We start from the raw sequence: 24,423 nt of genomic DNA on the forward strand, positions 1-24,423 counted from the left end.
ATTTCTAACTCTTATTCTTTAAATATGCATCAATATCTTTTAAACGTTTACTAGCCATATTAGTGCCAGACATCATCAGTTGTCGTCGATAGGATTCAACACCAAAATAGGGCAATGTATGTGGGCTCTCTGTGACCTCTCCATTCATCACCAATCCCAAGAATTTACAACAACGAACGAGACTACTTGCCGATAATGGAGTTTGTCTCGCAGCAATATTTGGGACAATATCAAAGGGATTCGTTCGGGTTTTATTGTAGTTTATCTTCAAACCAAGCTGCTGTGCGTTTTTTCCTATCTTCGTTGTATTGGCCCCTCCTGCGTGCACCACAACTTGTTGATTCAATAGTTTTAAGCTCGGATTCTTTTTCCTTACATATTCAAGCGCAGAGTTAAAAATAATGGCACCTTGACTATGTACTGTCCATTTCACTTGTTTACCCTGCTATGCACATTGTTTCATTACTGCTGCTAGGTGTTGAGCATTGTGCGAAGTAAAACGAGTTTTGTCATAAACACATTCAATAAGATCCAGCTTCGCATTATCAGAAGGGTTGTGAAACAACGTATACTCTGTTGGCTTATCTTCTTTATATGCCACCTGCGTATGTACTCCCATCAGTGTCGCCGCTTTCTCATAATCATTCAGCATTCCATTTACCGTAGCATGAAGCGTATTGACTTGATGAGTTACTTGAGCTTTAGTGTGGTCCCACTCAGCCAACAATAACTTTGCTTCGTCATTGTTCTGCACTCCATTATACTCACCATTTTTACCTGTTTCTTTCTTCACATGATACATTTGGGTTCTTTGATGTGAATGCTTAAAAATAGACTTACCATGCAATTGTCGATCAAAAGCTATATCATGAATTACAACTTTCCCGTCTCTAAGGATACAAGTTAATAAATAATGATAATTTTTGAAGGGATACCTAGTTCGAAATATTCGAAGCAATGGATTACGTTTGTGTCTAACTACAGACGGTGTGCTTGGGTTAGATGAAAGAAAATACATTTCTTTGACAACTTGCTTCTGATCATATTCATTCAGAGACGCAAGCATGATGAGGGATTGTCTTGATAAGTATAGTTTTTTATTGCTAAAGAGTGTAGCTGAAAGTCTCACTCTTCCATGTAAGAATTGTTCAATCTCATTAACCGACTTATTACTTAGCCCAATATAATCAAAAGCCTCTTTCCTTTCAATAAACTCCCAAGTCATTACGAATCCCTCTTCAAATAAAAGTGAGGCATATACTAAGGTATTATTAAGGTCAACAAGGAGACTAGATCTTTCTGAATTTCAAATATATAGCATCGCCTCCAATTTAATGAAATCAACAATTTTAAAAATTACATTTATCCCCATCTCGATGATAAATCACTAGATATATACACCTATTAATACGAAGGTTAAGTGCCTTAAGTCACGTTTGAAACAAGAGACATTTAATCATTGAACTACCAATTATTGGGGGAACGTACCCATAGATACTAATTATACAGTATACCTGTAACAAAAAAGCCAGCCTTAAAAGGCTGGCAAGTAGAGCAACAAGGTCAGTGCTTACTGCTAACTAGCACTGAACTCGTATTGGATTCATTTTCGTCTGTTAGTCTCTTTATCGGCGGTTATGACTTGCTTTCTTTCTCTTTGTGGCACGTTACCTTTACTAACTGTTCTTGCTCATCTTTAATGTTTTTCACGATACGCTCATCGCGTGCGTGGATGGCATCCATATTCATTTGCTGAATATCTGCTACAGCTTCATGCTTCATTTCAGAAAAGTCCTGACGTAAATCTGAGCTCCACTCCTCTTTGTCTAAAGTGTTAGCAGCAGCGATTGGTGATGACATTACAACAATAAGACTTAGAGTAGATAGAAATACGCTTTTCATAATAAGCTCCTTGAGGATTAGCAGTTCGTTTTAGTTACAATTTATATATTGCACATACGATGCCAACTTTTATTTTGTTATTTTTCAACAATTTAACCAAATCAATATATTCATCATTATCTCCATCTGGTAAATTTCGCTAACCAAGTGTTAAATTAACCGAGAGAATCAAACGCGCAAAAGTATTCATAAAGGGAATAATTTATCAGGAGATTTTCTCGCTGTTCTTTCATCGAATAAATTACGTAACAACCCACTCTAGAACTGCTTTGAATCAAAATACAGAAATACAAAAGCAGCCCGAAGGCTGCTCCTAATCGTTAACATCAAGCTTGTTAACTCTATATATTTACTTCAACGCTCGACGTCACTGGCGACTTTCTGAAACGATTGATAAAGCGATGAATAAACCCCTTAATCGATCTGAAAATATTTTTAATATCTTCAAGCATTAAATACAAACAAGGCACCAGCACTAAAGTCAGAACCGTTGCGTACAACACCGCAAAGCCCAAAGCTACAGCCATTGGTATGACAAAACGCGCCTGCAAGCTCGTTTCAAACATAATCGGCAATACACCCGCAAACGTCGTTATGGAGGTGAGCGTGATCGCTCGAAAGCGTGCACAGCCCGCTTCAACCACCGCTTGTTTGATGTTCATACCCTTTTCTCTCACTTGGTTTACGTAATCTGTCATAACTAGAGAGTCGTTGATAACCACGCCAGCAGCGGCGATCAAACCAAATGTCGACATCATACTGATATCCAAACCTAGCCAGAAGTGGCCCCAAATCGCCCCCGTCAGACTAAATGGAATGACTGACATTACAATCAAAGGTTGGGTATAACTTTTTAACGGTACGGCTAACAAGATGTAGACGATGATCATGCCTGCAATAAAGAACAGAATCTGTTCATTACGCTGCGCTGCTTGCTCTTCAATATCACCACCCAATTCCGTTTTCACACTCGGGAAGACTTGCTTCATGTCCGGTAAGATATTGTCGTCGATGACCTTCACTACTTCTTGAGGTTCAACCAATTCTTCGTCTATCGAACCATAGACATAAACGGTTTGATACCCGCCTTCACGCCGAATGCTACTCACGCCCGGCTGCTCGTTGATCTTAACCACATCACCCAGCATGACCTTCTTACCTGCTGGCGTGGTAATCACAGCGTAACGTAATGATGAAAATGCTTCACGTGTCAGTTGCGGGTAACGCACCATAACTTTGATTTCTTCACCATCACGAATAAGACGCTGTGCTTCACCACCGTAGAAGCTGCCACCCACTTGCTCTGCGATCATGGTGAGATCCAGTCCGAGATCGTACGCTACAGGCGCAAGAGAAAGGAGCACTTCCTTGCTTCCTGAATCAATAGAAGATGAAATATCGTATAACCCTTCTTCCTGCTGTAAACGCTCTATCAAGTAACGCCCAGCCTCGTTCAATTCATTAATATTAGAACCAAACAGCAAGTAGCCAAACTCATCTCTGTCACCGCCACCCGCGCTCTGCTCGCGGATTTTGATGCTCTTCATTCCAGGAATAACTGGCATAGCTTCACGCCAACGTCGAGCAAGTTCAAATGTATTGAACGGGCGTAATTCCTCATCAACCAATGGCACCAAAACACGGCCTTCGGTACGGCTTCTGTTGTATGAAAGCACATCACGAATCATGCCTTGACCATGTTCTGCGATGGTCTCAGATTCAATTTTTTGCATCACACGTTCGATGGTCTTAAGAGCACTGATTGTTTGCTCGCTTGAAACAGTATCGTTCATTTCAATAGTGATCGCAGGATAGTCAGTAGGCACTTTAGGGTTAGGGATCACCCGAACATAATTCGCGTTGATCAAAGCCGCGCTGATCAGCAGTAAACCGCAAAACACAGCAAACACGGTCCAGCGCCAATGTGTACATGTCGTTACAAAGTTACGATACGTACCGTTTACAAAGCCAAAAAAACGTTGGTTAAATCGGTCACGCCAGCCACCAGGTTTAACTGGCTTAAAGTGAGTATGTGCAAGATGAGCAGGAAGGATTAACTTCGATTCAATCAAACTAAAGATCAAACAAAGAATCACAACACCCGCGATACCATAGAAGAAAGCACTATCAATACCGCTAGACAACAAGAAAGGGGCAAACACGGCAATTGTGGTTAAAACACCAAAAGTAGCTGGCGTTGCAACACGTTTGACGCCGCGAACCACATTTTCTACGCCACCGCCTTTTTCTTCAATTTCGCTGTAGGCGCTCTCTCCCATCACGATGGCGTCATCGACCACAATACCGAGCACCATAATGAAGGCAAAAAGAGATACAATGTTTACCGTGATCCCTAATGCAGGCATCATCATCACCGCGCCAAGAAAACACACTGGTAGCCCAATCATTACCCACATTGCCAAGCGAAAGCGCAAGAAAATGGTCAGCATAATCGCCACTAGAGCAGCGCCTTGCAGCAAGTTTTTCAACATCATGTCGAGACGACCATTTAAATAATAGGTCGTATCCACTAAGACTTTGAGCTTAACGTCCTGCGGCAATGTCTTATTTTTTGCTTCGATATAATTACGAACAGACTCGGCAACAGGGATAATGTTCTGATCACGAGTCGCTTCAACAGACATGTAGATCGCATTTTGCCCTGAGTATTCAAAGTAGCGCTCTTCTTCCGTAAAGCCATCTTTGATCGTGGCGATATCTTGCAGTAAAACCTTCGCACCATTTGCGCCAAGCTTTACAGGAATATTCCTAAACTCATCACCACGGTAGTACTGATTTTCAATCCTTACTGCGATCATCCCTGAGTTTGTTTTGACTTCGCCCGCAGAAAAGTTGGCAGAATAACGACTGATCGCGCTGCTGATATCGCTCAACGTCAAGTCGTATTTACGAAGAACGAGTGGATCAACTTCAATCGCTATCTCTTCCTCTGGTGCACTCAAATACACCAACATGACATTTTTGAGTTGAAGTAATTCATCCTCGACTTGCTTAGCAATGGGTTTGAGCTCTTCAAGCGGTCGGTCCCCAACTAACCCCATTTCTATCACATCTTGACGCCACTCAACTTGGTAGACATTGATCGGTTCCATACCGGCAGGTAAGTTGGATAAAGTATCAATGCGTTGATTTACATCATCCAAGACACGCTTGATATCAGCATTAACGTCTACCTCGATAGAGACATACGCGCTACCTCTAGAGGCCGTTGAGACCGTTTTTTTAATCCCGGTGACATCTTTAATCGATTCCTCAACCTTAACGAGAATGCTTTCTTCAATTTCTTGAGGAGAAGCGCCAGGATAAGTCGCACGAACATCAATGTAGTTCACCTCAATGTTCGGAAACATCTGCCTTTGAATAAAGAGAAAACTCACCACACCCATGATGATGATGAACACCATCAAAAGGTTGGCAGCGACGGGGTTATTCGCAAAATAGGCAATTAAGCCCTTTTGTTTAGTATCTTCCATGACAAACTCCTACTTACTGTACGACGGTTTCGGAGTCGTCACTCTTTTTTGCGATTTGTACCGCCATGCCTTTTTGAGGGTACTCCGGCAAGGTAAGTACCAACTTATCACTTTGCTCTAAGCCTTCCCCCACAAGTAAAAACTCACCTTCTGCTCTCAAGACCGTTACCGTCCGAGGTTGAAGTTGATTCTCACCATTCACTACCCATACCGTGCGATTTTTGACTAATTCCTGTGGCAGGCGATAGATATGCTTTAGCTCCTTACCTGTAAAGCTCACTTCAACGTAGGAGCCAAATTTAATTGGAGGCTGCTGATTATCAATACCATATGGGTCCGCGATTTGAATGACCATGTTAATCATTCGGGTAGCGCTATCAATCATGCCTAAATCACGAACCACTCGACCTTCTCTAGTGGTAGAAAACACACCTTGCTGCGTTACTGTCGCAGTGAGCTCACCAATGGATTCGGGTAAAAATGCACTATCAAAACCGGCAATTGGTACGTGCACCTCCGCCACTTCAATGTTGTTTAGCGTGGCAACTCGAGAGCCAGATGTGACAAATTGACCAACACCAATATCACGCTCAACAACCAGCGCATCGTAAGGTGCAACGACTTTGCAATTTTCTAAATCTCTTTTTGCTCGTTTGAGTGCCGCCTGAGCCGACTTCACTTGCGCTTGCGCGCTCAAAACCTGAGGCTTACGTAAATACAGGTCTGTCACTTGCTTATCGCTCAGTCTCTTGGCCTGGCGTTTTGCCACTTCCGCTTTGGCTTGCTCCTCAATCAAGCTCGCACGTGCGCTAGCTAAATTGGCTTCGGCTTGCAAAACCGACGCTTCGTAGTTGTCACTTTCAATCGTGAACAGCACTTCTCCTCGTTTCACGATCCCACCCGTTACAAAATTAGGGTGCCAACTTATCACTTCACCACTGACTTGCGCGGAAAGGTGTGTTTTTTCAAAAGGGACTAACTCACCATGGCTGGTTATCACCACTTTATGATCGGTAGGAAAAAGAGAAGAAGCCTGAACGGTAGGCTCTGTAATGGCATCTTTGGTTGACTCTTTTTCCGGAGCTGTCGCGGCGATTGCGGCATATCCTGCATAAGAGCCACCAACGACAACGAAAGGTAAAAGCCAACGTAATACGGGTTTTGCTAACATCGAAAATCCTTTTTTATTGTTGTTTTCATCACCATGCTTTTATTAAATCTTTGACTCCCTGTAAGCATGATGGTGAGGGAATTACATTTGAATAGACGTCAAAGCAGCGCGTACCTTGCTTTTTCGGTTGCTAACTACAGAGTTATTGCCAATTCAAAGTTAATAAAATTAACAAAAAATTAACCAACTTCGCAAGTTGCCCTGACTTAACTCTTCTTTTGAACAGCAAGGGGCGTGCCAGGCATTTATTTATTAAAATTCAAATAGTTATTATCACTCAACTATTTTAACCAGTGTGCTATTGGTCATAATCACCAGATATTAGTGATTATGACCAATTCAGACACAATCATAATTAAAATAAATGATTATCTGCGTTCAAAAAGGTGAACTTAATCCCGAGAACATGACAATTCATTGATTAATAGCCCGTTATCAAACCTTGTTGGATGCACGCTGCGGCAACTTAGGTCTATAATTTCCGATAAGTAACACTCTGTAAGACAAGGAAATGTACTTTGTTACATACACTCGCTAAGCTACTCTTCCCTTCTTTATTCACAATTTTATCGGCATGTTCATCCGTGTCATTGAACGATCCCAGTGAAAAATCCACTAGCTTCCAACTTGGGTATCAAGGTGACTCCGTGCTTGCACAGTACTTTGAAGCTTACGGGAAAGACCCAAAGTCAATAACTGGCTTTTCTCCTTTAAATCAAGGACACGATGCCCTTCTTGCTCGCACCTCTTTGATCGAGTCCGCACAAAAAAGCCTTGATCTTCAATACTATATTTACCGTGGTGACGAAACGAGTCAGCTAATAACGTGGCGCTTGTATGAAGCGGCAAAGCGTGGAGTCCGAGTAAGGCTGTTGCTTGACGATATGCAAAAGCGAAACGATGACGTGATGGCTGCACTCAATGCACATCCTAATATCGAAATCCGCTTATTCAATCCGCATCAGTATCGCGATTCCCGCTGGTTCGCACTTGCTAGCGATTTTGAACGTCTTAATCGCCGTATGCACAATAAATCTCTGATTGCAGACAGTGTTTCTGCCATTGTCGGGGGTAGGAATATCGGCAATGAGTACTTTTCTTTTGAATCACAGGTCGAATTTGGTGATTTTGATCTACTGCTCTATGGTGAGGCGGTACAACAAACTGCAGATCAGTTCGACCTCTACTGGAATAGCGCCTATGCGATACCAATGGAATGGATAACACCGGACTCACAGCAAATTACCGACCTGGCGATTCAAAAGCAGGTCGACAAACTCCAGCTAGAGGAAAAGTTCTCAACCGGCCGTTATGACTTCACTAAACTGGATATGTACCAAGCTCTCAAACAAGGCAATCTCAAGCTCTACTGGGGAGAAGCAAAAGTATGGTTTGACTTACCCGATAAAGTTGCGACCCGAGAGAGCCAACTTATTGATAATTTAACGGAGCTGGTTAAAAGTGTTGAACATTCATTTGTTCTTATCTCCCCCTATTTCGTCCCAACCGAAGTCGGCACACAAGCATTGAGTAACGCGGCCAAGCGAGGCGTTGATATCACGATTGTGACCAATAGTCTCGCCTCTAACGACGTGTTTGCCGTGCATGGTTGGTACGCAAAATATCGAACAGACCTACTCGAAGCTGGGGTCAAGCTATGGGAAGTAAAAGCAAGCGCGAAACTCAAAAGCAAGTGGAGCCTCACGGGGAGCAGCAGAGCAAGTTTACACGCAAAAGCAATGACGATTGATGACAAAACTCTGTTTGTTGGCTCGATGAACTGGGATCCACGTTCAGCCGCTTTGAATACCGAAATGGCCGTTGTTATCGAACAGCCAGAATATGTGCAAATGTTTCTAGAACAACTGCCGAATCAATTGTCGAATAACGCCTATGCCTTAACTCTGCGCGACGGAGACATTGTCTGGACCGACATAAAAACAGGCAAAGAATATGATTCTGAACCAGAGGCCGGAGTATGGCGAAAAATGGGCGCTTGGTTCTCCGGCATATTGCCAATTGAAGATCAGCTATAACAATTGTCAATGTTTCAAAACCTCCCCGATAAAGCAAGACAAGAATGGACACTAGATTTGGGGAAACACAATAAATACAAGGAAGTTCAATGTCAGCACAATGGAACGAGTACTATCAGAAAATTTTAAACCAACCTCACCGCCCAAACGTAGAAAATGCCGTAAACTTATTGAAACTCGAGAGCAAAGTCGCTCTTGATATTGGCTGCGGAATAGGTCGAGACAGTCATTTCCTCCTCGAACAGGGGTTTAACGTTCACGCATTTGATAGCCATGAAGATGCAGTAAAAACTTGTTTAACACGCTTTGAAGGCCAGAAGCGTTTCTCAATTTCACAGTGCTGTTTTACTGAGTTTGACTACCCTCAATGCAGCCTGGTTATCGCGAATGCCAGTTTGTTCTTTTGCCCGGACGAAGGCTTTGAGCAAGTTTGGACCAAAATAGACAGAGCCTTACAACCTGGCGGTATCTTTTGCGGTGATTTCTTAGGAGTAAAAGACTCCTGGGTTGCATCAGAAATGCATCCGAACATTACCGCATTAACGAAAAAGGAAGTGGAAAGTTTATTCGCGGATTACGAACTCATTTCATTGAATGAAAGAGATGAAGACGGAACCACAGTAGTCGGAAGCCCAAAACACTGGCACATGTTTAGTGTGACCGCTCGCAAGCGCTAAAAGCGGTCTCTCAAGAAAGCAGCACTTCAAATCAGTGCTGCTATCAGCGATTAATTGACTGGATACACCACTTCAAAACGTTCCAAAACTAGCGTACGTTTCTCATGCCAATCTATGTTCAACTCATCGCATTCAGCTTTAAAAAATGCAGTATGCGCGTCACGCCACCAGTTTAAGGTTCTATCACCTTCACCTTCTGCGTAGGCAAACTCTGCGGTTACATCCTCATATTTGCATGTGCTGACATCAGTAATTCGTATTACACAAACGGGGTCCCCGTTCCAATTCGTGACGACTTGTAAATGGCCGACTTGTGGCATGGTTTCGCCATGCTCTCGATACCAAAGCTCCATGCTGCAAGAGGCGGTTTTCTGTCCAATTCGAACCAAATCGGCGCATACGTTGGCGTTGTATTCATCGGCACAATAATAGTCAGCACTAACTGATGGTACGGCAGTTCTTTGTTCTGGTGATAATAATTTTAGATACTGCTCTAAGTAATCCTTAGCTCGCGCGTCCATGCTCACTCCATTAATCATAAATTCGCAAGGAGGATAAAAGATATCACAACAAATAACCACCAGGAACAAACTGAAAAATAACAAGAATATGACTTCTACGTAGACGACTGTTATTTCTTTTGTAATAACTTTGCTAAACGTTTGTGCTATTTGCTATTGTTGCATGGTCTATCTGTACTCTTCTCGTGAAAGGACGTTATATGCGCTTATTTATTGGTATTTTTTTCTCGCTGATACTTGCCTTGCCAACAATGGCATCGGAGGAAAAGTATTCAGAATCGGATCTGTTAGATAGACCATTAATGGAACGCTATATTTTAGATGAACTAAAAGCGCTGCGTCAGGACTATCAAAGCCTAGAAAAGCGAATGATCACAGAGATCACCGATCGCGAGCTAACGGTCGCAGATAAATCGTTGAACTATGCCAACGTGACCGTTACATACTTCTTCTACATCATTGCTGGTGTCGCATCGCTGATTGCCTTTGTCGGATGGCAATCTCTGCGCGAGTTTAAACACAACACCAAAGAGATGGCTGATAAACGATTGGAGAAGATCGCCCAAGAATACGAGAAAAAGTTTGTCGCCCTTGAGCGAGATTTAAAACGCAAAACTCGCATTATCAGCGAAAACAACAAAGAGATTGAGAAAATCAACGAGATCCATAACTTATGGCTACGTGCACAAAGCTCTCAAACTCCAGAACAACGTATTGAAATCTATGATGAAATCTTATTAATTCGTCCAGGTGATTTAGAAGCGTTGACTTACAAAGCCGACGCAGCGATGGAAATCAACGAATACCACTGGGCACTTAGCATCTGTAACCGCGTACTTGAAGTCGATTACACCAATGGTCCTGCACTGTATCAACGTGCTTGTGCATACTCTCGTCTTGGCATTGAAGAGCAAGCCATTGAAGACTTGGAACGCGCTATTGAATACAGCCCATCTATTCGTGACTTGCTTGCCGAAGAGCGAGACCTCGAATTGCTGCATGGTAACGAGCGCTTTGAAAAGCTCTTACACCTAGCAAACGAATAATGGAATGAGCAGCATGAGTAGTCACTTTAACTTAGAAGACGCCAGCCAAGTGTTGGTTGGCGCTTTTGCCCTCGCCGTACCCATCTCTTTTTCTGAAGAGGCGTGGCGACTGGGTGAAAGCTTGCCAATGGCAAACCTGCTCATGCTGTTAAGCCTTTCTGTCATTTTCCTCAGTTTTTTCGCGTATCAAAGCGTGTTCCAAAGCCACATCAAGAATCGCGTATCCATCTTTATTTTTCGTGTGGTTATCGCGTACCTCATTGCGGCCGTTGTGGTAGCGTTAGTTCTTTTCTGTCTTGATAAGCTGCCACTCATGAATGAGCCTTTGGTTGCGATAAAGCGCGTTATCGTCATCACAATGCCTGCTTCGATGGGCGCGATCGTAGTCGACAGTTTCGACAAAGAATAGAGATAATCGCTACTCTTCTTCTAACGTTAAGTTCGACCCCGAGTGGTCTTTCCCTAATACATCTTCTGGGTTTCGCAGTGCGCAGGTTTCTAACGACAAGCACCCGCAGCCAATGCATCCGCCTAAATCGTTTTGCAACGCTTTAAGTTTTTGAATCTTTTGTTCTAACTGTTCATGCCAATGGCTTGCCATTTCTTCCCATTGCGCTTTGTTAGGGGCTTGGTGTTTCGGCAGTTCATCTAACGCATGTTTAATTTCTTCTAACGACAACCCAACTTGCTGCGCTGCTTTGATCACCGCAACACGGCGCAACACACTGCGATGGTAGCGACGCTGATTACCTTGATTTCTCCAACTCGAAATCAGTCCTTTTTGCTCGTAAAAATGTAGGGCAGATACTTTCACTCCAGAACGTTTTGCCACTTCTCCTACGCTGATTTCCATCCTTGACTTCCCGTGTTTCTATTTTGTTAAAAAAAAGCTTTACCTCAAGTTTACTTGAGGTTCTAAAGTTACACCATCTTAAATAACGCTAAACCCAGACGGTCTCGAAAGATTGCGTTCAGGACGCATAACTTAGTTGACAAACACAGCACCGTTATAAGCCAACATTTTGAAATCCAAAGGGAACTTGAGGCAAACATAATGAAAAATAAAACTCAGCCGTACTTAGCTGGCCGCTTCTTTGACAGTATCTCATCTGGCTTGTTCATGATGGCACTGCCATGGGTCATGCTTTCCGAGCCCAAAATGGGCACATTCGTCGCTTTAGTTTCTCTGAGCTGCACCGCGATTTCTTTTCTGGCAACGCCTTTCTTTTCCACTTTAGTTGACCGAAACTCACGCAAAGCACTCCTCGTGCTCAATCAATGGATTCAATCGGGTATGGCTTTGGTGGTGTTCATTGCTTATTGGTTAGGGTTTGAATCCCACTGGCTGCTGGCTTTTGCACAATTGGTGTATTGGGTTTCGAGTAACTTTGCATGGACGACCAACAACGCCTTCACCCAAGAAAATTATCAGCATCACGAATACGCAAAAATTTCGGGTCAGCAAGAAATTGTAATGCAATCCACGACCCTAGGAGCTGGTGCGTTGGGTATTGTTTTGCTTGCAATGTGGGGAATGAAAGAGTTTGCTTTGTTTGCAGCCAGCGCATCCGCTTTGGCGGCGATGTTTTATATTCTGACGCCGTATACCCAACAATTAAGGGCATCAAAATCTGTCGCTTTCATCGCACAACTCAAAGAAAGCCAACAAATATTCCGTCTCGAACCCCGCTTTTATGGCTTTATTCTGCTCTCTTGTCTCTCTTATCCTGCATTGACGTATTTGAGCAAATTGGTGCCGATTTGGTTTTCTGAACAAGGCATCTCTGGCGATTGGTTTGCAGGGTTCAACATCAGTTTTGGTCTCGGCTCGTTGCTAACTGGCTTCTTTGTCACCAAAGTGCTGAGTCGCGCCTCCCATAGCCACATTATGTTTGCTTCGATGGTCATGGTATCTCTTGCGTTTATCGGGATGAGTTTTGCAATGAGTCCTCTCATAATCTTGTTGTTTACGGCTCTGTTTGGTGTGTTTAACGCGCTAAATCGCATTGCGAGAGTCAACTGGATGCATCACACCGTAGCGGTTCATCAACGTGGTCGTGTTGATGGCGGCATCAGCATGTTTTCCACCACCGTTCAATCTCTCAGTTATGTATTAATCGCGATGTTGAGTCATTACGAGCTAACACAATACGGTTTTGCAATCGCAGCTGTTGTCATGGTATTGGCAGTGGTATTGATGGGATTACTCAGCCGAGACGTCGAGCCGTTTAACGACCTGCCCCTTCATGCAGCGGCAAAGTGAAGCATAGAAATTGAGAAATTGAGAAGTTGAGAAATTGAAAAAGCGAGATAAGAAGACAACCAACATCGTCTTCCTAATTTTCTACACCAGTACTTTTTTCCTCTATCGCTCATCAGCAAGGTTGGGTATTCTGAGGCGACAAACATGAGCAGAAGGAATTCGCAGTGAACTTAAGACAATTGGAAGTCTTTTACGCCATTATGCAAGCAGGAACGGTGTCTGGTGCTGCTCGCTTACTGCACGTTTCCCAACCTAATGTCACTCGAGTTCTCGCCCATACAGAACAACAACTGAGCTTCGCTTTATTTGAGCGTGTAAAGGGGCGTCTCGTTCCCACTCAAGAAGCCAAAGCTTTATTGCCAGAGGCAGAAAAAGTCTATCAACAACTCGGACAATTTCGCTCTCTGACCAACAAAGTCAAACAGGGAACTCAACATTTACGAGTCGGTGCCCCGCCTGTTTTGGCCGCACACTTGTTAGCGCCGACTGTCGCGTTGTTGTCGAAAGAGCACGGCATCTCCTTTGAGCTATTAACGGCCAATCGCGATGAGCTGTGCTCTGGGTTGCTGAAACATGAATTGGATGTCGCTATCGCTTTTGGTGAAGAAACACCACCAGCGATCATGGGGCACGTGTTATTGAAAGAAAACTTAGCACTGATCGCTCCTAAAAGCGCAGCGATACCCGCAGAAAAAGTCGTTATTTTAGAAGAACTCATCAGTCACGATTTACCCATTATCGGTTTAGATAGCCGAGACCCTCTGGGCTTGCTGTTGCATCAAACCTTGTCAGCGCGTGACGAGCATTATCAACATGCCATCACCGTACGCAGCTACTCCGCGGCGGCTGAACTGGTGAAACACCAAGCAGGGTTCGCCATTGTAGACCCATGGACCACAAAACAATATCGCCAAGATGATGCCGTATCCGTGCATGCTTTGGAGCCAAACATGTCCTTCTCTGTCTCTATTTTATTCGCAGAGCACACGCCTCAATCCATTGCGACAAAGCAGTTTATCACCGCCCTAAAACAACAGATGGTTTACAGGTATAACTTGAAGTTATACCTGCCCGACAAATAAGCATTCGGTTTCCTAAATCAGTCTGGCTACATTAATGAGCAATAACGATGACGAAGGGAACCATCATGCAAATTGCTCAACCTTACCTACTCTTTCTTGGCGATGTAGCCGATCCACTCGCAGCAAAAACCGCGCGTGGCATTTACCAATGGCGACCTGAGATTTGTCTTGGCCAAATCCGCCTGACGCCAGAAACCGTATCACTTGGTTTAACCGACATGACACTACAACAAGCGCAGCAGCAAGGAGCAAAAACGCTGGTGCTTGGCACAGCAAATCCGGGGGGAGTCATTCCCGAAGCTTGGCAAGCTACCTTACTTGAAGCGGCAGAAATGGGATTTGAAATTGCATCGGGCATGCACCAACGTTTGGCGGAATTTGCTCCTCTTGCCGCTCTAGAACAACGCGGATTAACCAAACTGTATGATGTTCGCCATTATGATGTCCCGCTCAAGGTCGGTAATGGCAAAGCTCGCGCAGGCAAGCGAGTACTTACTGTAGGGACAGATTGCTCCGTTGGCAAAATGTACTCTGCCTTTGCCATTGAGCATGCATTAAAGCGTAAAAACTGTCGCGCAGAGTTCAAAGCAACGGGTCAAACCGGAATTCTAATCGCAGGCAGTGGCATTTCAATTGATGCCGTAGTTGCCGATTTTATCTCCGGCGCAGTAGAAGCGATCAGCCCCGACTTCACCGACCACGATTGGGACATCATCGAAGGGCAAGGTTCGTTATTTAACCCTTCGTTTGCTGGCGTAAGTTTGGGCTTACTTCACGGCGCACAAGCGGACGCTCTGGTACTGTGCCATGAGATTGGTCGCCCGCACATCCGCAACTTACCACATGCGAGTTTGCCAACCATTGAACAAACGATAGAAGCGAATCTGGCCGCTGCTCGCCTAACAAATCCAAAAGCTCAATTAGTGGGTATTTGCTTAAACACTTCGGCGATCAGCGAAGAAGATGCTACCCAGTTATGCCAGGATTGGAGCGACAAATATCGGGTGCCCGTCACCGACCCTGTGCGTTTTGGCGTTGACGCGGTTGCAGATAAGATCCTTACTATTTAGGAAACATTTACGGTTTAGAAAATAACTGCGGTTTAGGGAAAACTAGTGAGATGAAAATTCATGTAGAACCCGTCACGATTGCTATGGCGACACCATTTCGCATCTCTCGCGGCAGTCGGACAGAGTGCCACGTAGTCCGCGTGACAATTGAACATCTAGGCATGATCGCCCAAGGAGAATGCACGCCATACCCTCGTTATGGTGAATCGGTTGAATCGGTAATTAAGGCGATTTCTCACGCCGCGCATGAACTGCAAAGTTTGTATGCCAAAGGCGAAGCTGATGTCATGGCTCTCAAAAGCCAGCTTCAATCGTTATTGCCCGCAGGGGCGGCAAGAAATGCATTGGATTGCGCGCTTTGGCATCTTCTTGCGCTTTTGAACCACAAGCAGCAGGTTCACGACCTCTTTACGTTACCCGAGGCGATTGTGACGGCGATGACGGTTTCTATCGACACGCCGCAAGCGATGGCAAAACAGGCGCAAGCTTACCTTAGCCAAGGCGCAAAACTGCTTAAGGTAAAGCTGGATGGTGAAAACGTGATTGAGCGCGTTGCAGCAGTACGCGATGCCGCGCCGCACGTACAAATTGTCTTAGATGCGAATGAAGCGTGGCAAAACCTCGACCTCGCGACGGTATTTGATCAACTCGAACCGTTTAATATCATCATGATCGAGCAACCGCTACCACAAGACCGTGATGACGTACTCGCCAGCATTCCGCACCCCATTCCACTTTGCGCCGATGAAAGCTGTCACACCAGAGAGCAATTGCATCAACTGCTTGGCAAATATGAAATGGTGAACATTAAGCTAGATAAAACGGGCGGGCTCAGTGAAGCATTATTGCTGGCCGACGATGCAAAAAAACTCGGTTTTAGCCTCATGTCCGGTTGTATGTTGGGGACGTCGCTGGCGATGCGTGCTGCGTTACCCATTGCTGCTCAGGCGAGCGTTGTCGATCTTGATGGCCCAGTGTTGCTCGGACAAGATATAACGCCGAGCTTAGTTTATCGCGACGGCGAAATCGTTCTTTCCAAATAGCCTAAACAATCCAGAGGTTTTGCTCCAAAAGTCAGAACCTCTGAGTTTATGATCTCGATTAAAAAACAATCAGCCCCATCATGAAATAAGTCACACAAATTATATGGTTATTACGGCATGCTAAGATTACAGTAGTCCAATAAGGTGGTCTTATGCATCGAGTCATCCGGAAAATGACATGGAAGACGAATAGGCGGTAATCCCGCCCTACTCCAATGCAGTGCGTGGGTTTCTCTAACAACCCACTTCCTAGCAATTCGTAGGTTTTTCACGCCATCTTGCAAGGAGGCTCTATGCCTATAAACAAAATACGCAATATCGCTTTCGTCGGCCAAACCGGGACCGGTAAAACCACGCTGATAGAAAAACTGCTCTTCACCTGCGATGCCACTCACCATTTAGGCAGCGTAGAAAAAGGCGATACCGTTACCGACTTCGACCCTCAATCCATCCAATATCAACACAGTATTGAAGCAACGCCAGTCGCACTGCGCTGGAATAAACATCGGCTCAATATCATCGACACTCCGGGACAAAACGAGTTACTTGGCCGTACGATCAGCGTTTTTCCTGCCGTTGAAACATCCGCCCTTGTCATCGACCCTCAAACACCACTAAACCAAACTTCCGATCGCTTATTTACCTTTGCTAAAGAGCAGCAAAAATGTCAGATGATCATCATCAATAAGCTCGATAACCACGGTCATCAGTTAGAGAGATTGATGGAGAACATCGTTGAGCATTTTGGTGACCACTGCTTGCCGATCAACTTACCTTCGGCTGACGGGGAATCTGTAGTTGACTGCTATTTCGAACCAGAATTGGGACGAGAAACCTTACTTGCAACGGTAGATGAAGCTCATGAGACCTTGATTGACCAAGTTATCGAAGTCGATGAAGAACTGATGGAACTGTATCTGGAACAAGGTTCCGAACTCACCGCAGAGCAACTGCATGATCCGTTTGAAGAAGCACTGAGAACTGGACATGTTATTCCGGTCTGTTTTGTCTCAGCACAAACCGGCGCGGGCGTCGAGCTTCTGCTTCGTACCTTGGCGGAGATCATGCCCATGCCAAACGAAGGTAACCCTCCTCTATTGGAAAAGAACGGCAAAAAAATCAAAGTAAATTGCGAAACCTTAGAGCACACCGTCGCACACGTGTACAAAGTCAGCGTCGACCCATATATGGGAAAACTTGCCTACTTACGTGTGTATCAGGGTGAAATCAATGCGGGCAGCCAGCTTTATATTGGCGAAAGCAACAAGGCATTTAAAGTTGGGCACTTATATCAACTGCAGGGCAAAGATAGAACCGAGATCCCTCGCGCGCTTGCCGGCGACTTCTGCGTTTTAGCCAAAGTGGATGATCTCGAATTCGATTCAATCGTTCATGACTCTCACGAAGAAGATGGTGTTCAACTCAAGACATTGGACCTTCCTGACTCCATGTATTCTTTGTGCTTGAAGCCTCTTAAGCGTGGAGATGAGCAAAAATTAGGCGATGTACTGAATAAAATCGCCAGCGAAGATCCTTCGCTGCGCATCGAACATCGCGCTCGCACCAACGAAACCATCATCAGCGGCCAAGGGGAGTTTCACCTCAAAGTCGCATTAGAAAAGATGGCGAACGTGTACAAGCTGGACGTCGAAACCTGCCAACCAAGCGTCGAATACTTTGAAACCATCACTAAACCTGCCGAAGGGCATTATCGACACAAAAAACAAAGTGGCGGTGCAGGCCAGTTTGGTGAAGTGCAATTGAAGGTTCGCCCACTCGAGCGTGGCGCCGGATTTAAGTTCATCAACAAAGTGGTGGGTGGCGCAATTCCAACCGCGCTCATTCCTGCTGTTGAAAAAGGTATTTTGCAAGCGTTAGAGGAAGGTGCGATTTCTGGCAACCCAATTAAGGATGTGGAAGTCACCGTTTATGACGGTAAATATCACTCCGTCGATTCGAAAGAAATTGCGTTTGTCATCGCAGGTAAGAAAGCCTTTTTAGATGCGATCAACAACGCTGATCCTATTGTGCTGGAGCCAATTGTCCAAATGGAGTTACACGTCCCAACCACAAACGTCGGTGACGTGTCTGGGGATTTGTCAGGTAATCGAGGATTAATAGAAGGCACCGAACCGATTGATAGCCAATTCACGTTGTTGAAAGCCAAATCGCCAGTAAACGAGTTGCAAGATTACGCTCGTCGATTGCGAGCTATCACGGGTGGTGAAGGCAGTTTTAGTATGACTTTAAGCCATTACGAGCCCGCGCCACCAGCAGTGCAAAAACAAGTCTGCCAAGGCAGTGCTCAACAAGGTTAATTCCCTACGATTCAAATCAATCAAATAAAAAAGCGCCCTCAAAATGAGGGCGCTTTTAGGTAAATTAAAATTTATTTATCGAGAGACAAACCGATCTGACTGATTTTATTTTCAAACTCTTCGATGCTGTTCGCTTTGTAAGTCGGAGCACCGTTAAAGTAGCGCGGTTTCTCTGGCAGCATCGCATTTTTCAGCTCTTGTTCTTGATCGACATTGTCATGATAAACCGTTACACGATTTGGAATATCCTGCTTTATTACAGCCATATTGGTTCTCCTTGTTTAAATCGAATATTAAGCGTAGAACGTGGTTAACGATGCGTAAAAGCCACTGTGTAAAATTTAGACACTAGCGACAATTTTATACTCAAACCATTGCATTATTTTGTTTCAATGTTCTCTTTAAGTATTCTTGGCGCACACACCTTTCGCGTTTAAGGTAAGTGAAGGTTCCACCATCAAAAGACAGGATGTCTCATGTCAAAGCAAGAGCTTAACCAGATGGGCAGTGCCAAAGTTTATCTGGTAGAAAAACACGGCATTTCATTCATTGAAAAGCAGCAGGTAGAACAGGTTGAGGTCGCTTTTTATCAACACCAGGCTAAACCATTCAATGAACTTGGCATTCTTGTACCTGAGCTCATTGATTACGATCACCAACAAAATACGTTACGAATCGAGTATATCCCGCACTCTGTCAATCAAGAATTCCTGCTTGAAGAGCCGCGCGTGATAGAACAACTAGCTAAAATACATAGACTATCTCCGACATCAGACGGTGTTTATCATCCTCATCAGTGGACACAACCAGCCACTTCCCAAGCTTTAAACACGCTCAAACTAGACGCAAAAACAGAGCGGTTCTTTTATCAGCTACAAGAGCAATCCGGCCCGCTTTTCAACGCCAAAAATTTGATCTCTGGAGACACCAATGCCGGGAACTGGGGGCGACGAGATAATGGCGATTTGGTGCTGTTCGACTGGGAACGTTTTTCGACAGGGCATATCGCGATAGATTTAGCACCACTAGTCAAAGGCATGGGCACATTCGAAGATTATCTTGGTGTGGCGCATACCTATACCAAGACGGCAAAGCAAGGCGATGCGAGTAATTTAGCAAGAACGATTGCAATAGCTAAAACGTGGATGGTGGTAGAAGTGGTGAATATACTGGTCTCGAGACAGAACCCTCAGACCAGTAAATACATTGACTGGTTTAAACAAACCTTACCGAAATGGGCAAAAGACCTTAGCGCTCAGATGACGAATTAGGTTCGGATATTTGATACAAACGTCTTTCAGGCTCGGCACAAGAGGTTTCACAATTGCACACCTTATCAACACCGACATTATTCAATCCGCCACAACTCCCTTGAATACGCTTGTTGTGGAAAATGACGCCAAGCGACATCAACAAAATGATTGCGAGAAAACCAAGAAAGGTAAATAACCAAACCATATTAACCTGCCTTATTAGCCATCGTCTTTAGCCTAAGTATAGCAGGGCGAGATGTCACTTTAAGTAGCCCTGCTGGTGCTTTCGGTCTTGCCAGCAAGGAGGGTTTGGATTTTTTGCCACCACAACCACAGGAACCGCAACCGCCTTTTGGCTTGTGAGCATTTTTCTTATGATTGTTTGAGGGACGACCTTGAGACGGCTCAATGAGAGGCTCTCTTGGAACCGCAAGTACATCTTCCAATGAGCTACGGGTAGAAAGCCTGAATACTTGCGTGCCACTACGAAGTAATTTGGCTAGTGCGCGTTCACCGATATTTCGTACAAGTACAGCCTCCACATTGTACTCTTGCAGAGACTGAATTAACTGAGACTTCGCATTGCAACCTGCTTGTGGCATAGAAGCTATGTTCGCTAAGTTTTTTAGCATACCGTCTGTATCAGAATAAATAGCAATGTATGGTGCCTTAACAAAGTGGTTTGCCACCCGCTCACCATCATTAGGAATAGCATAAATCATAAGTTTGACTCCTCATCCGGAAAAACTAATGCATGACCTTCAACTAAACTTTTTGCGACTTTCAATCTTGCACTTTTTACTGTGTTACCAAAAGTTTGTCTAGAGACGCCCATCTGTTCAGCAGCTTGCTGCTGGCTAAGACCCTCTAAATCGGCCAAACGCAGTGCTTCTAGCTCTTCTGGTAATATGGCGACTTGCTCCAACTGATGAAATGGCACGCCATTGGGTTTGAAACAATGGTGTGCAGCACGTCCGCATATTCGTCTTTCTATCTTTGGTCTTGCCATCATTATCCCTCGAAAACACAGGGTCAAATTACGCCTTAAACTGGCATATGCCAATAACATTTTTAGCATATGCCAATAAACTAAGTTTGCAAAAATCGACACGATAAATACGTAAGACATCAGGATTAATTAGATATCTAAGAATTGACAAACTTTGGTGACAAACGAGCAAAAAGATCAATTCTAATTATCTAGATAATAAAAACGTTAGTTTGCGCAGGCTTTTCATACAAATACGCGCTAATGTATTCATTTTATTGGAGAAGAAAAACTATAATCCGATCAAATCATTCATTTGAACACTAATGATTATTTTATTAAAAGAGTGTCTCCCTAAGTAACTATAAAGTGCAGGTCGACTGCATTGAAATGAGCCTAAAGGGTAAAACAATAGATGGAGGACCTATCGAACCACCAATCATTACTTGGTCTACGATCCCAGCCATTCTTGCTGAATCACGTCTCTTGAGGGCACCTAGATATATCAGAAAAGGAAGTAAATATGTCTGACTCGAATTGGCTCAGCGAATTCCCAGAAATGGATCGCTCTGATCTTAGAGCGATTCGCAAAACACTCGATAGCGCCTACCGAGATTTCTCTCGTGAATATGGTGAACTTATCGAGTCTCTCTTTGATCCGCTCCTTTCATTTCTTGTCTGGTTTGAAAAACTGCTTATTTCAACACCTTGGGTCGTTGTTTTAGGCGTCTGCACCGCCCTCGTTTATGCCGCTAGTCGCTCTTGGAAACTGGCTATCGCATGTTTTGGCTCACTTATCCTGATTGGCTACTTCGGCATGTGGGAAGACACAATGCGCACGCTCAGTATTATCACGGTGTGTACCATGCTGGCAATCACACTCGGGATCCCTATCGGCATCGCCATGGCGCGCTCTAATCGTATTCAGTCTGTTGTGACGCCATTACTCGACGTCATGCAGACCATGCCGGCATTTGTGTACCTCATCCCAGTTGTGATGTTACTCGGGATCGGCAAAATTCCTGGCCTCATCGCAGTAGTAATCTACGCGATTCCACCTGTTATTCGTTTAACTAATTTGGGTATTCGTTTGGTGGATAAAGAAGTGTTGGAAGCCGCAACCGCATTTGGTGCCAGCAGTAAACAGCGGCTTTTTGGGGTCCAACTTCCGCTCGCAATGCCAACCATCATGGCGGGAATCAACCAAACGATAATGATGGCACTTTCGATGGTTGTCATCGCATCGATGATTGGGGTAAAAGGTTTGGGCCAGCCCGTTCTTAAGTCGATTACCAATCAATATTTCACTCTTGGTCTTTTAAATGGTCTAGCCATTGTCGCCCTAGCGATTCTTTTCGACCGCGCTTCACAAGCGTATGCGAAACGCACTCAAGCCCATCTAGGAGATTTAAAGCATGACTAGTCCACTTATCGAAATCAGCGGTCTGTATAAAATCTTCGGACCCAAACCCGACAGCGTGATTGAGCGCGTCAAGTTGGGACATAGTAAAGAACACGTGTTAGCGGAAACGGGCCACACGGTCGGGCTAAAAGACATCAACCTCCAAATTAAAAAGGGCGAGATTTTCGTCATCATGGGTTTATCCGGTTCAGGTAAGTCCACCATGATTCGCCACTTCAATCGCCTAATCGATCCAACCATGGGACAGATTTTGGTGGAAGGGGTAGATGTCATGCAGCTTTCTAACAAGGAGTTAGAGCAGTTTCGTCGTCATAAGATGTCGATGGTGTTTCAACGTTTTGGCTTATTGCCTCATCGCACTGTTATCGACAACATCGCTTACGGTTTGGAAATTCAAGGAATAAGTAAAGAAGCGCGCTTATCAAAAGCAAACGAATGGTTGGATACCGTTGGATTAACGGGTTATGAGAACCAGTATCCCGCTCAGCTATCAGGTGGTCAGCAGCAACGCGTAGGCCTCGCGCGAGCATTGGCAACCAATGCCGAAATACTGTTAATGGACGAGGCATTTTCAGCGCTGGACCCACTGATTCGGAGCGAAATGCAGGATCAGTTAATAGAACTGCAACAGCAGTTACACAAAACGATTGTTTTTATTACTCACGACTTAGATGAAGCATTGCGCCTTGGCGATCGCATTGCGATCCTTAAAGACGGTGAGCTTGTCCAACAAGGTTCACCAGACGAAATATTGCTGCATCCTGCCGATGAGTACGTTGAAGCCTTTGTAAAAGACGTCAATAGAGCGCGAGCATTGACGGTTGAGACTGTGATGCAGCCACCTTCATATCGCATTGCCGCTAAAACCATTGAAGAAGCGCTCAGTGAGATGAAACGTGTAAAACGTGATTATGCTTATCATGTGACCGATTCAGGCTATCAAGGCGTGATAACGCAACAAGGGTTACTAGACGCGACGAAGTTAGCTCACCCCCCAAGCTGGGATGATGATATCTATGAAGAAGTGCCTATCATCTCTCCCCATTCAGCCATTGAGCAAATATTGACTGAAACCATGTCGTGCGAATACTCACTGCCCGTTGTCGATGAGCATGGCCATTTGAAAGGTGAATTAGAGCGTCGTACTGTTGCTGGTTTATTCGCTGATGAAGACAGCACAAAACGAAGCACCTCACGTTCAAACATCGATAAGGCCTCTTAACTGATTTAATAAAACAGCTCACGGCAATGTGGGCTGTTTTCACTATCTCTGCCCCCCTCTAGATATTTATTTGTAGACTCAAGCTTGATATCCCAATCAACATTTACATTGTTCTGATTTTCCTGACAATTTCATGCTCATATTCGGTTTTATTGACATAGATAGATCATTCTATTGCTTTTTGATGACGCAAATACCTGATAAATGTCTACTATTACTCTCATACAAAATCTTGATTTAAAGAGGGATAAAATGAAAAAAACAATGTTGGCACTAACAGGCGCGGTAATCATTCTTGCAGGCTGTCAAGATGAGAAACCTGCCGAAACAAGCGCAGTTGAAGTACCTCAAGCGACGGAAACTGAAGTCACTACTAGCGCAGAAGTTACTACAGAGACAATTGACACGCTGCCAGTAGCAGAAGAACAAGTCATCACTGAAGAAACATTTGTAGACTCTGAGCATAACGCACAAAATGCCCTTGACTGGAACGGCACATACAAAGGTACGCTTCCATGTGCGGATTGTTCAGGTATCGACATGACCATCACACTAAATCAAGATGGCACTTACGTACTTGAAGAAAGCTACCAAGACAAAGCAGACGGTCAGTCAAAATCTGAAGGCCAATTCACTTGGGATGCAAACGGCAGCATCGTAACGTTGACAAACGAAGATGCGCCAAACCAATACTTTGTTGGTGAAAATGTACTTATGAAGCTAGACATGAATGGCGAAAAAGTAACAGGTGACCTAGCACCGTTATACAACTTAACGAAACAACAATAAGTTCGTATCGATACCTGATAAATAATCTAAATCCGAGCTACCCCAGCTCGGATTTTTTCTTTCCATCGACGGCGGTTGCCTTTCTTATCTTCCTCCTCTGATCTTACATTCCGCTTCTTATCCTG

Annotated in this window: 24 protein-coding genes; 13 read left to right on the forward strand and 11 right to left on the reverse strand. The window is 44.4% G+C overall.

Translation table 11 applies throughout. From position 1 onward, the window contains the following. Window positions 1-4 precede the first annotated feature (4 nt). From FKN08_RS23830 to FKN08_RS11570, 5 genes are all read right to left on the reverse strand, one after another. Window positions 5-433, reverse strand: a complete 429-nt coding sequence (locus tag FKN08_RS23830) for a hypothetical protein (protein ID WP_249373418.1) — start codon at window positions 431-433, stop codon at window positions 5-7. 12 nt (window positions 434-445) lie between these two features. Next, window positions 446-1,225, reverse strand: coding sequence for a hypothetical protein (locus tag FKN08_RS23835; protein ID WP_249370501.1), 780 nt, complete (start codon window positions 1,223-1,225; stop codon window positions 446-448). Between the two features lie 410 nt (window positions 1,226-1,635). Continuing rightward, window positions 1,636-1,902, reverse strand: a complete 267-nt coding sequence (locus FKN08_RS11560; protein WP_170892167.1) for a hypothetical protein — start codon at window positions 1,900-1,902, stop codon at window positions 1,636-1,638. A gap of 341 nt (window positions 1,903-2,243) precedes the next feature. Continuing rightward, window positions 2,244-5,396: an efflux RND transporter permease subunit gene (locus FKN08_RS11565; RefSeq protein ID WP_170892168.1), complete on the reverse strand. Its 3,153-nt coding sequence runs from the start codon at window positions 5,394-5,396 to the stop codon at window positions 2,244-2,246. Between the two features lie 13 nt (window positions 5,397-5,409). Then, window positions 5,410-6,567: an efflux RND transporter periplasmic adaptor subunit gene (locus FKN08_RS11570; protein WP_047008042.1), complete on the reverse strand. Its 1,158-nt coding sequence runs from the start codon at window positions 6,565-6,567 to the stop codon at window positions 5,410-5,412. 518 nt (window positions 6,568-7,085) lie between these two features. Between FKN08_RS11570 and FKN08_RS11575 the strand changes: the two genes are divergently transcribed. Both FKN08_RS11575 and FKN08_RS11580 read left to right on the forward strand, forming a co-directional pair. After that, window positions 7,086-8,603 carry a phospholipase D family protein gene (locus FKN08_RS11575; RefSeq protein WP_046873810.1) on the forward strand — a complete coding sequence of 506 codons (1,518 nt, stop codon included), beginning with the start codon at window positions 7,086-7,088 and terminating at the stop codon, window positions 8,601-8,603. An 89-nt stretch (window positions 8,604-8,692) separates the two neighbouring features. Then, window positions 8,693-9,280, forward strand: coding sequence for a class I SAM-dependent methyltransferase (locus FKN08_RS11580; RefSeq protein WP_065646372.1), 588 nt, complete (start codon window positions 8,693-8,695; stop codon window positions 9,278-9,280). A 50-nt stretch (window positions 9,281-9,330) separates the two neighbouring features. Here FKN08_RS11580 and FKN08_RS11585 read toward each other — a convergent pair whose 3' ends face one another. Next, the gene (locus FKN08_RS11585) at window positions 9,331-9,801 is read right to left on the reverse strand and encodes an ASCH domain-containing protein (protein ID WP_170892169.1); all 471 of its coding nucleotides are present in this window, start codon (window positions 9,799-9,801) and stop codon (window positions 9,331-9,333) included. A 200-nt stretch (window positions 9,802-10,001) separates the two neighbouring features. Here FKN08_RS11585 and FKN08_RS11590 point away from each other — a divergent pair, with 200 nt between their 5' ends. Together FKN08_RS11590 and FKN08_RS11595 are read left to right on the forward strand one after the other, a co-directional pair. Next, on the forward strand, window positions 10,002-10,847 hold the full coding sequence (locus FKN08_RS11590) for a tetratricopeptide repeat protein (protein WP_170892170.1): 846 nt from the start codon (window positions 10,002-10,004) through the stop codon (window positions 10,845-10,847). A 13-nt stretch (window positions 10,848-10,860) separates the two neighbouring features. Next, window positions 10,861-11,256, forward strand: a complete 396-nt coding sequence (locus tag FKN08_RS11595; RefSeq protein WP_005373896.1) for a DUF2391 family protein — start codon at window positions 10,861-10,863, stop codon at window positions 11,254-11,256. A gap of 9 nt (window positions 11,257-11,265) precedes the next feature. On the opposite strand, the gene soxR is transcribed toward FKN08_RS11595, so the two are convergent. Next, window positions 11,266-11,700, reverse strand: a complete 435-nt coding sequence (soxR, locus tag FKN08_RS11600) for a redox-sensitive transcriptional activator SoxR (protein ID WP_005373898.1) — start codon at window positions 11,698-11,700, stop codon at window positions 11,266-11,268. A gap of 201 nt (window positions 11,701-11,901) precedes the next feature. On the opposite strand from soxR, the gene FKN08_RS11605 reads away from it, so the two are divergent. The 5 genes from FKN08_RS11605 to fusA all read left to right on the forward strand — a co-directional run bounded on the left by FKN08_RS11605 (window position 11,902) and on the right by fusA (window position 18,623). Then, entirely contained in the window at window positions 11,902-13,110 is a 1,209-nt protein-coding gene (locus tag FKN08_RS11605) for an MFS transporter (RefSeq protein ID WP_170892171.1), read from the forward strand. Between the two features lie 164 nt (window positions 13,111-13,274). Then, window positions 13,275-14,192: a LysR family transcriptional regulator gene (locus FKN08_RS11610; RefSeq protein WP_170892172.1), complete on the forward strand. Its 918-nt coding sequence runs from the start codon at window positions 13,275-13,277 to the stop codon at window positions 14,190-14,192. A gap of 65 nt (window positions 14,193-14,257) precedes the next feature. Beyond that, entirely contained in the window at window positions 14,258-15,262 is a 1,005-nt protein-coding gene (dgcN, locus tag FKN08_RS11615; RefSeq protein ID WP_170892245.1) for an N-acetyltransferase DgcN, read from the forward strand. Window positions 15,263-15,312: 50 nt separating this feature from the next. Beyond that, window positions 15,313-16,305 (forward strand): N-acetyl-D-Glu racemase DgcA, encoded by a 993-nt coding sequence (dgcA, locus tag FKN08_RS11620; protein ID WP_170892173.1) that lies wholly within the window; start codon window positions 15,313-15,315, stop codon window positions 16,303-16,305. Between the two features lie 293 nt (window positions 16,306-16,598). Continuing rightward, window positions 16,599-18,623: an elongation factor G gene (gene fusA / locus FKN08_RS11625; protein WP_170892174.1), complete on the forward strand. Its 2,025-nt coding sequence runs from the start codon at window positions 16,599-16,601 to the stop codon at window positions 18,621-18,623. 71 nt (window positions 18,624-18,694) lie between these two features. Here fusA and FKN08_RS11630 read toward each other — a convergent pair whose 3' ends face one another. After that, complete coding sequence (locus FKN08_RS11630; protein ID WP_005392673.1) at window positions 18,695-18,889, reverse strand: hypothetical protein; 195 nt, start codon at window positions 18,887-18,889, stop codon at window positions 18,695-18,697. 210 nt (window positions 18,890-19,099) lie between these two features. Between FKN08_RS11630 and FKN08_RS11635 the strand changes: the two genes are divergently transcribed. Beyond that, window positions 19,100-19,894 (forward strand): phosphotransferase, encoded by a 795-nt coding sequence (locus tag FKN08_RS11635; protein ID WP_005392672.1) that lies wholly within the window; start codon window positions 19,100-19,102, stop codon window positions 19,892-19,894. Here FKN08_RS11635 and nqrM read toward each other — a convergent pair. From nqrM to FKN08_RS11650, 3 genes are read right to left on the reverse strand one after another with little or no spacing between them, the layout of a single operon-like run. Continuing rightward, the gene (nqrM, locus tag FKN08_RS11640) at window positions 19,872-20,081 is read right to left on the reverse strand and encodes a (Na+)-NQR maturation NqrM (RefSeq protein ID WP_005392671.1); all 210 of its coding nucleotides are present in this window, start codon (window positions 20,079-20,081) and stop codon (window positions 19,872-19,874) included. The genes FKN08_RS11635 and nqrM overlap by 23 nt on opposite strands. Window position 20,082: 1 nt before the next feature. Next, window positions 20,083-20,598, reverse strand: a complete 516-nt coding sequence (locus tag FKN08_RS11645) for a NifB/NifX family molybdenum-iron cluster-binding protein (RefSeq protein ID WP_170892175.1) — start codon at window positions 20,596-20,598, stop codon at window positions 20,083-20,085. Next, window positions 20,595-20,885 carry a DUF134 domain-containing protein gene (locus FKN08_RS11650; RefSeq protein WP_005392669.1) on the reverse strand — a complete coding sequence of 97 codons (291 nt, stop codon included), beginning with the start codon at window positions 20,883-20,885 and terminating at the stop codon, window positions 20,595-20,597. The genes FKN08_RS11645 and FKN08_RS11650 overlap by 4 nt, the downstream gene beginning before the upstream one ends. Window positions 20,886-21,387: 502 nt before the next feature. Here FKN08_RS11650 and FKN08_RS11655 point away from each other — a divergent pair. From FKN08_RS11655 to FKN08_RS11665, 3 genes are all read left to right on the forward strand, one after another. Next, a complete protein-coding gene (locus FKN08_RS11655) occupies window positions 21,388-22,287 on the forward strand; it encodes a proline/glycine betaine ABC transporter permease (RefSeq protein WP_170892176.1) in 900 nt (299 codons plus the stop codon). After that, complete coding sequence (locus tag FKN08_RS11660) at window positions 22,280-23,509, forward strand: glycine betaine/L-proline ABC transporter ATP-binding protein (RefSeq protein WP_170892177.1); 1,230 nt, start codon at window positions 22,280-22,282, stop codon at window positions 23,507-23,509. Before FKN08_RS11655 ends, FKN08_RS11660 begins: the two co-directional genes overlap by 8 nt. Window positions 23,510-23,761: 252 nt before the next feature. Beyond that, entirely contained in the window at window positions 23,762-24,298 is a 537-nt protein-coding gene (locus FKN08_RS11665) for a copper resistance protein NlpE (RefSeq protein ID WP_104970236.1), read from the forward strand. Window positions 24,299-24,423: the final 125 nt, after the last annotated feature.

Origin of the sequence: Vibrio sp. 1-2 (7-a), from assembly GCF_013048515.1 — a bacterium.
Classification (GTDB): Bacteria; Pseudomonadota; Gammaproteobacteria; order Enterobacterales; family Vibrionaceae; genus Vibrio; species Vibrio diabolicus.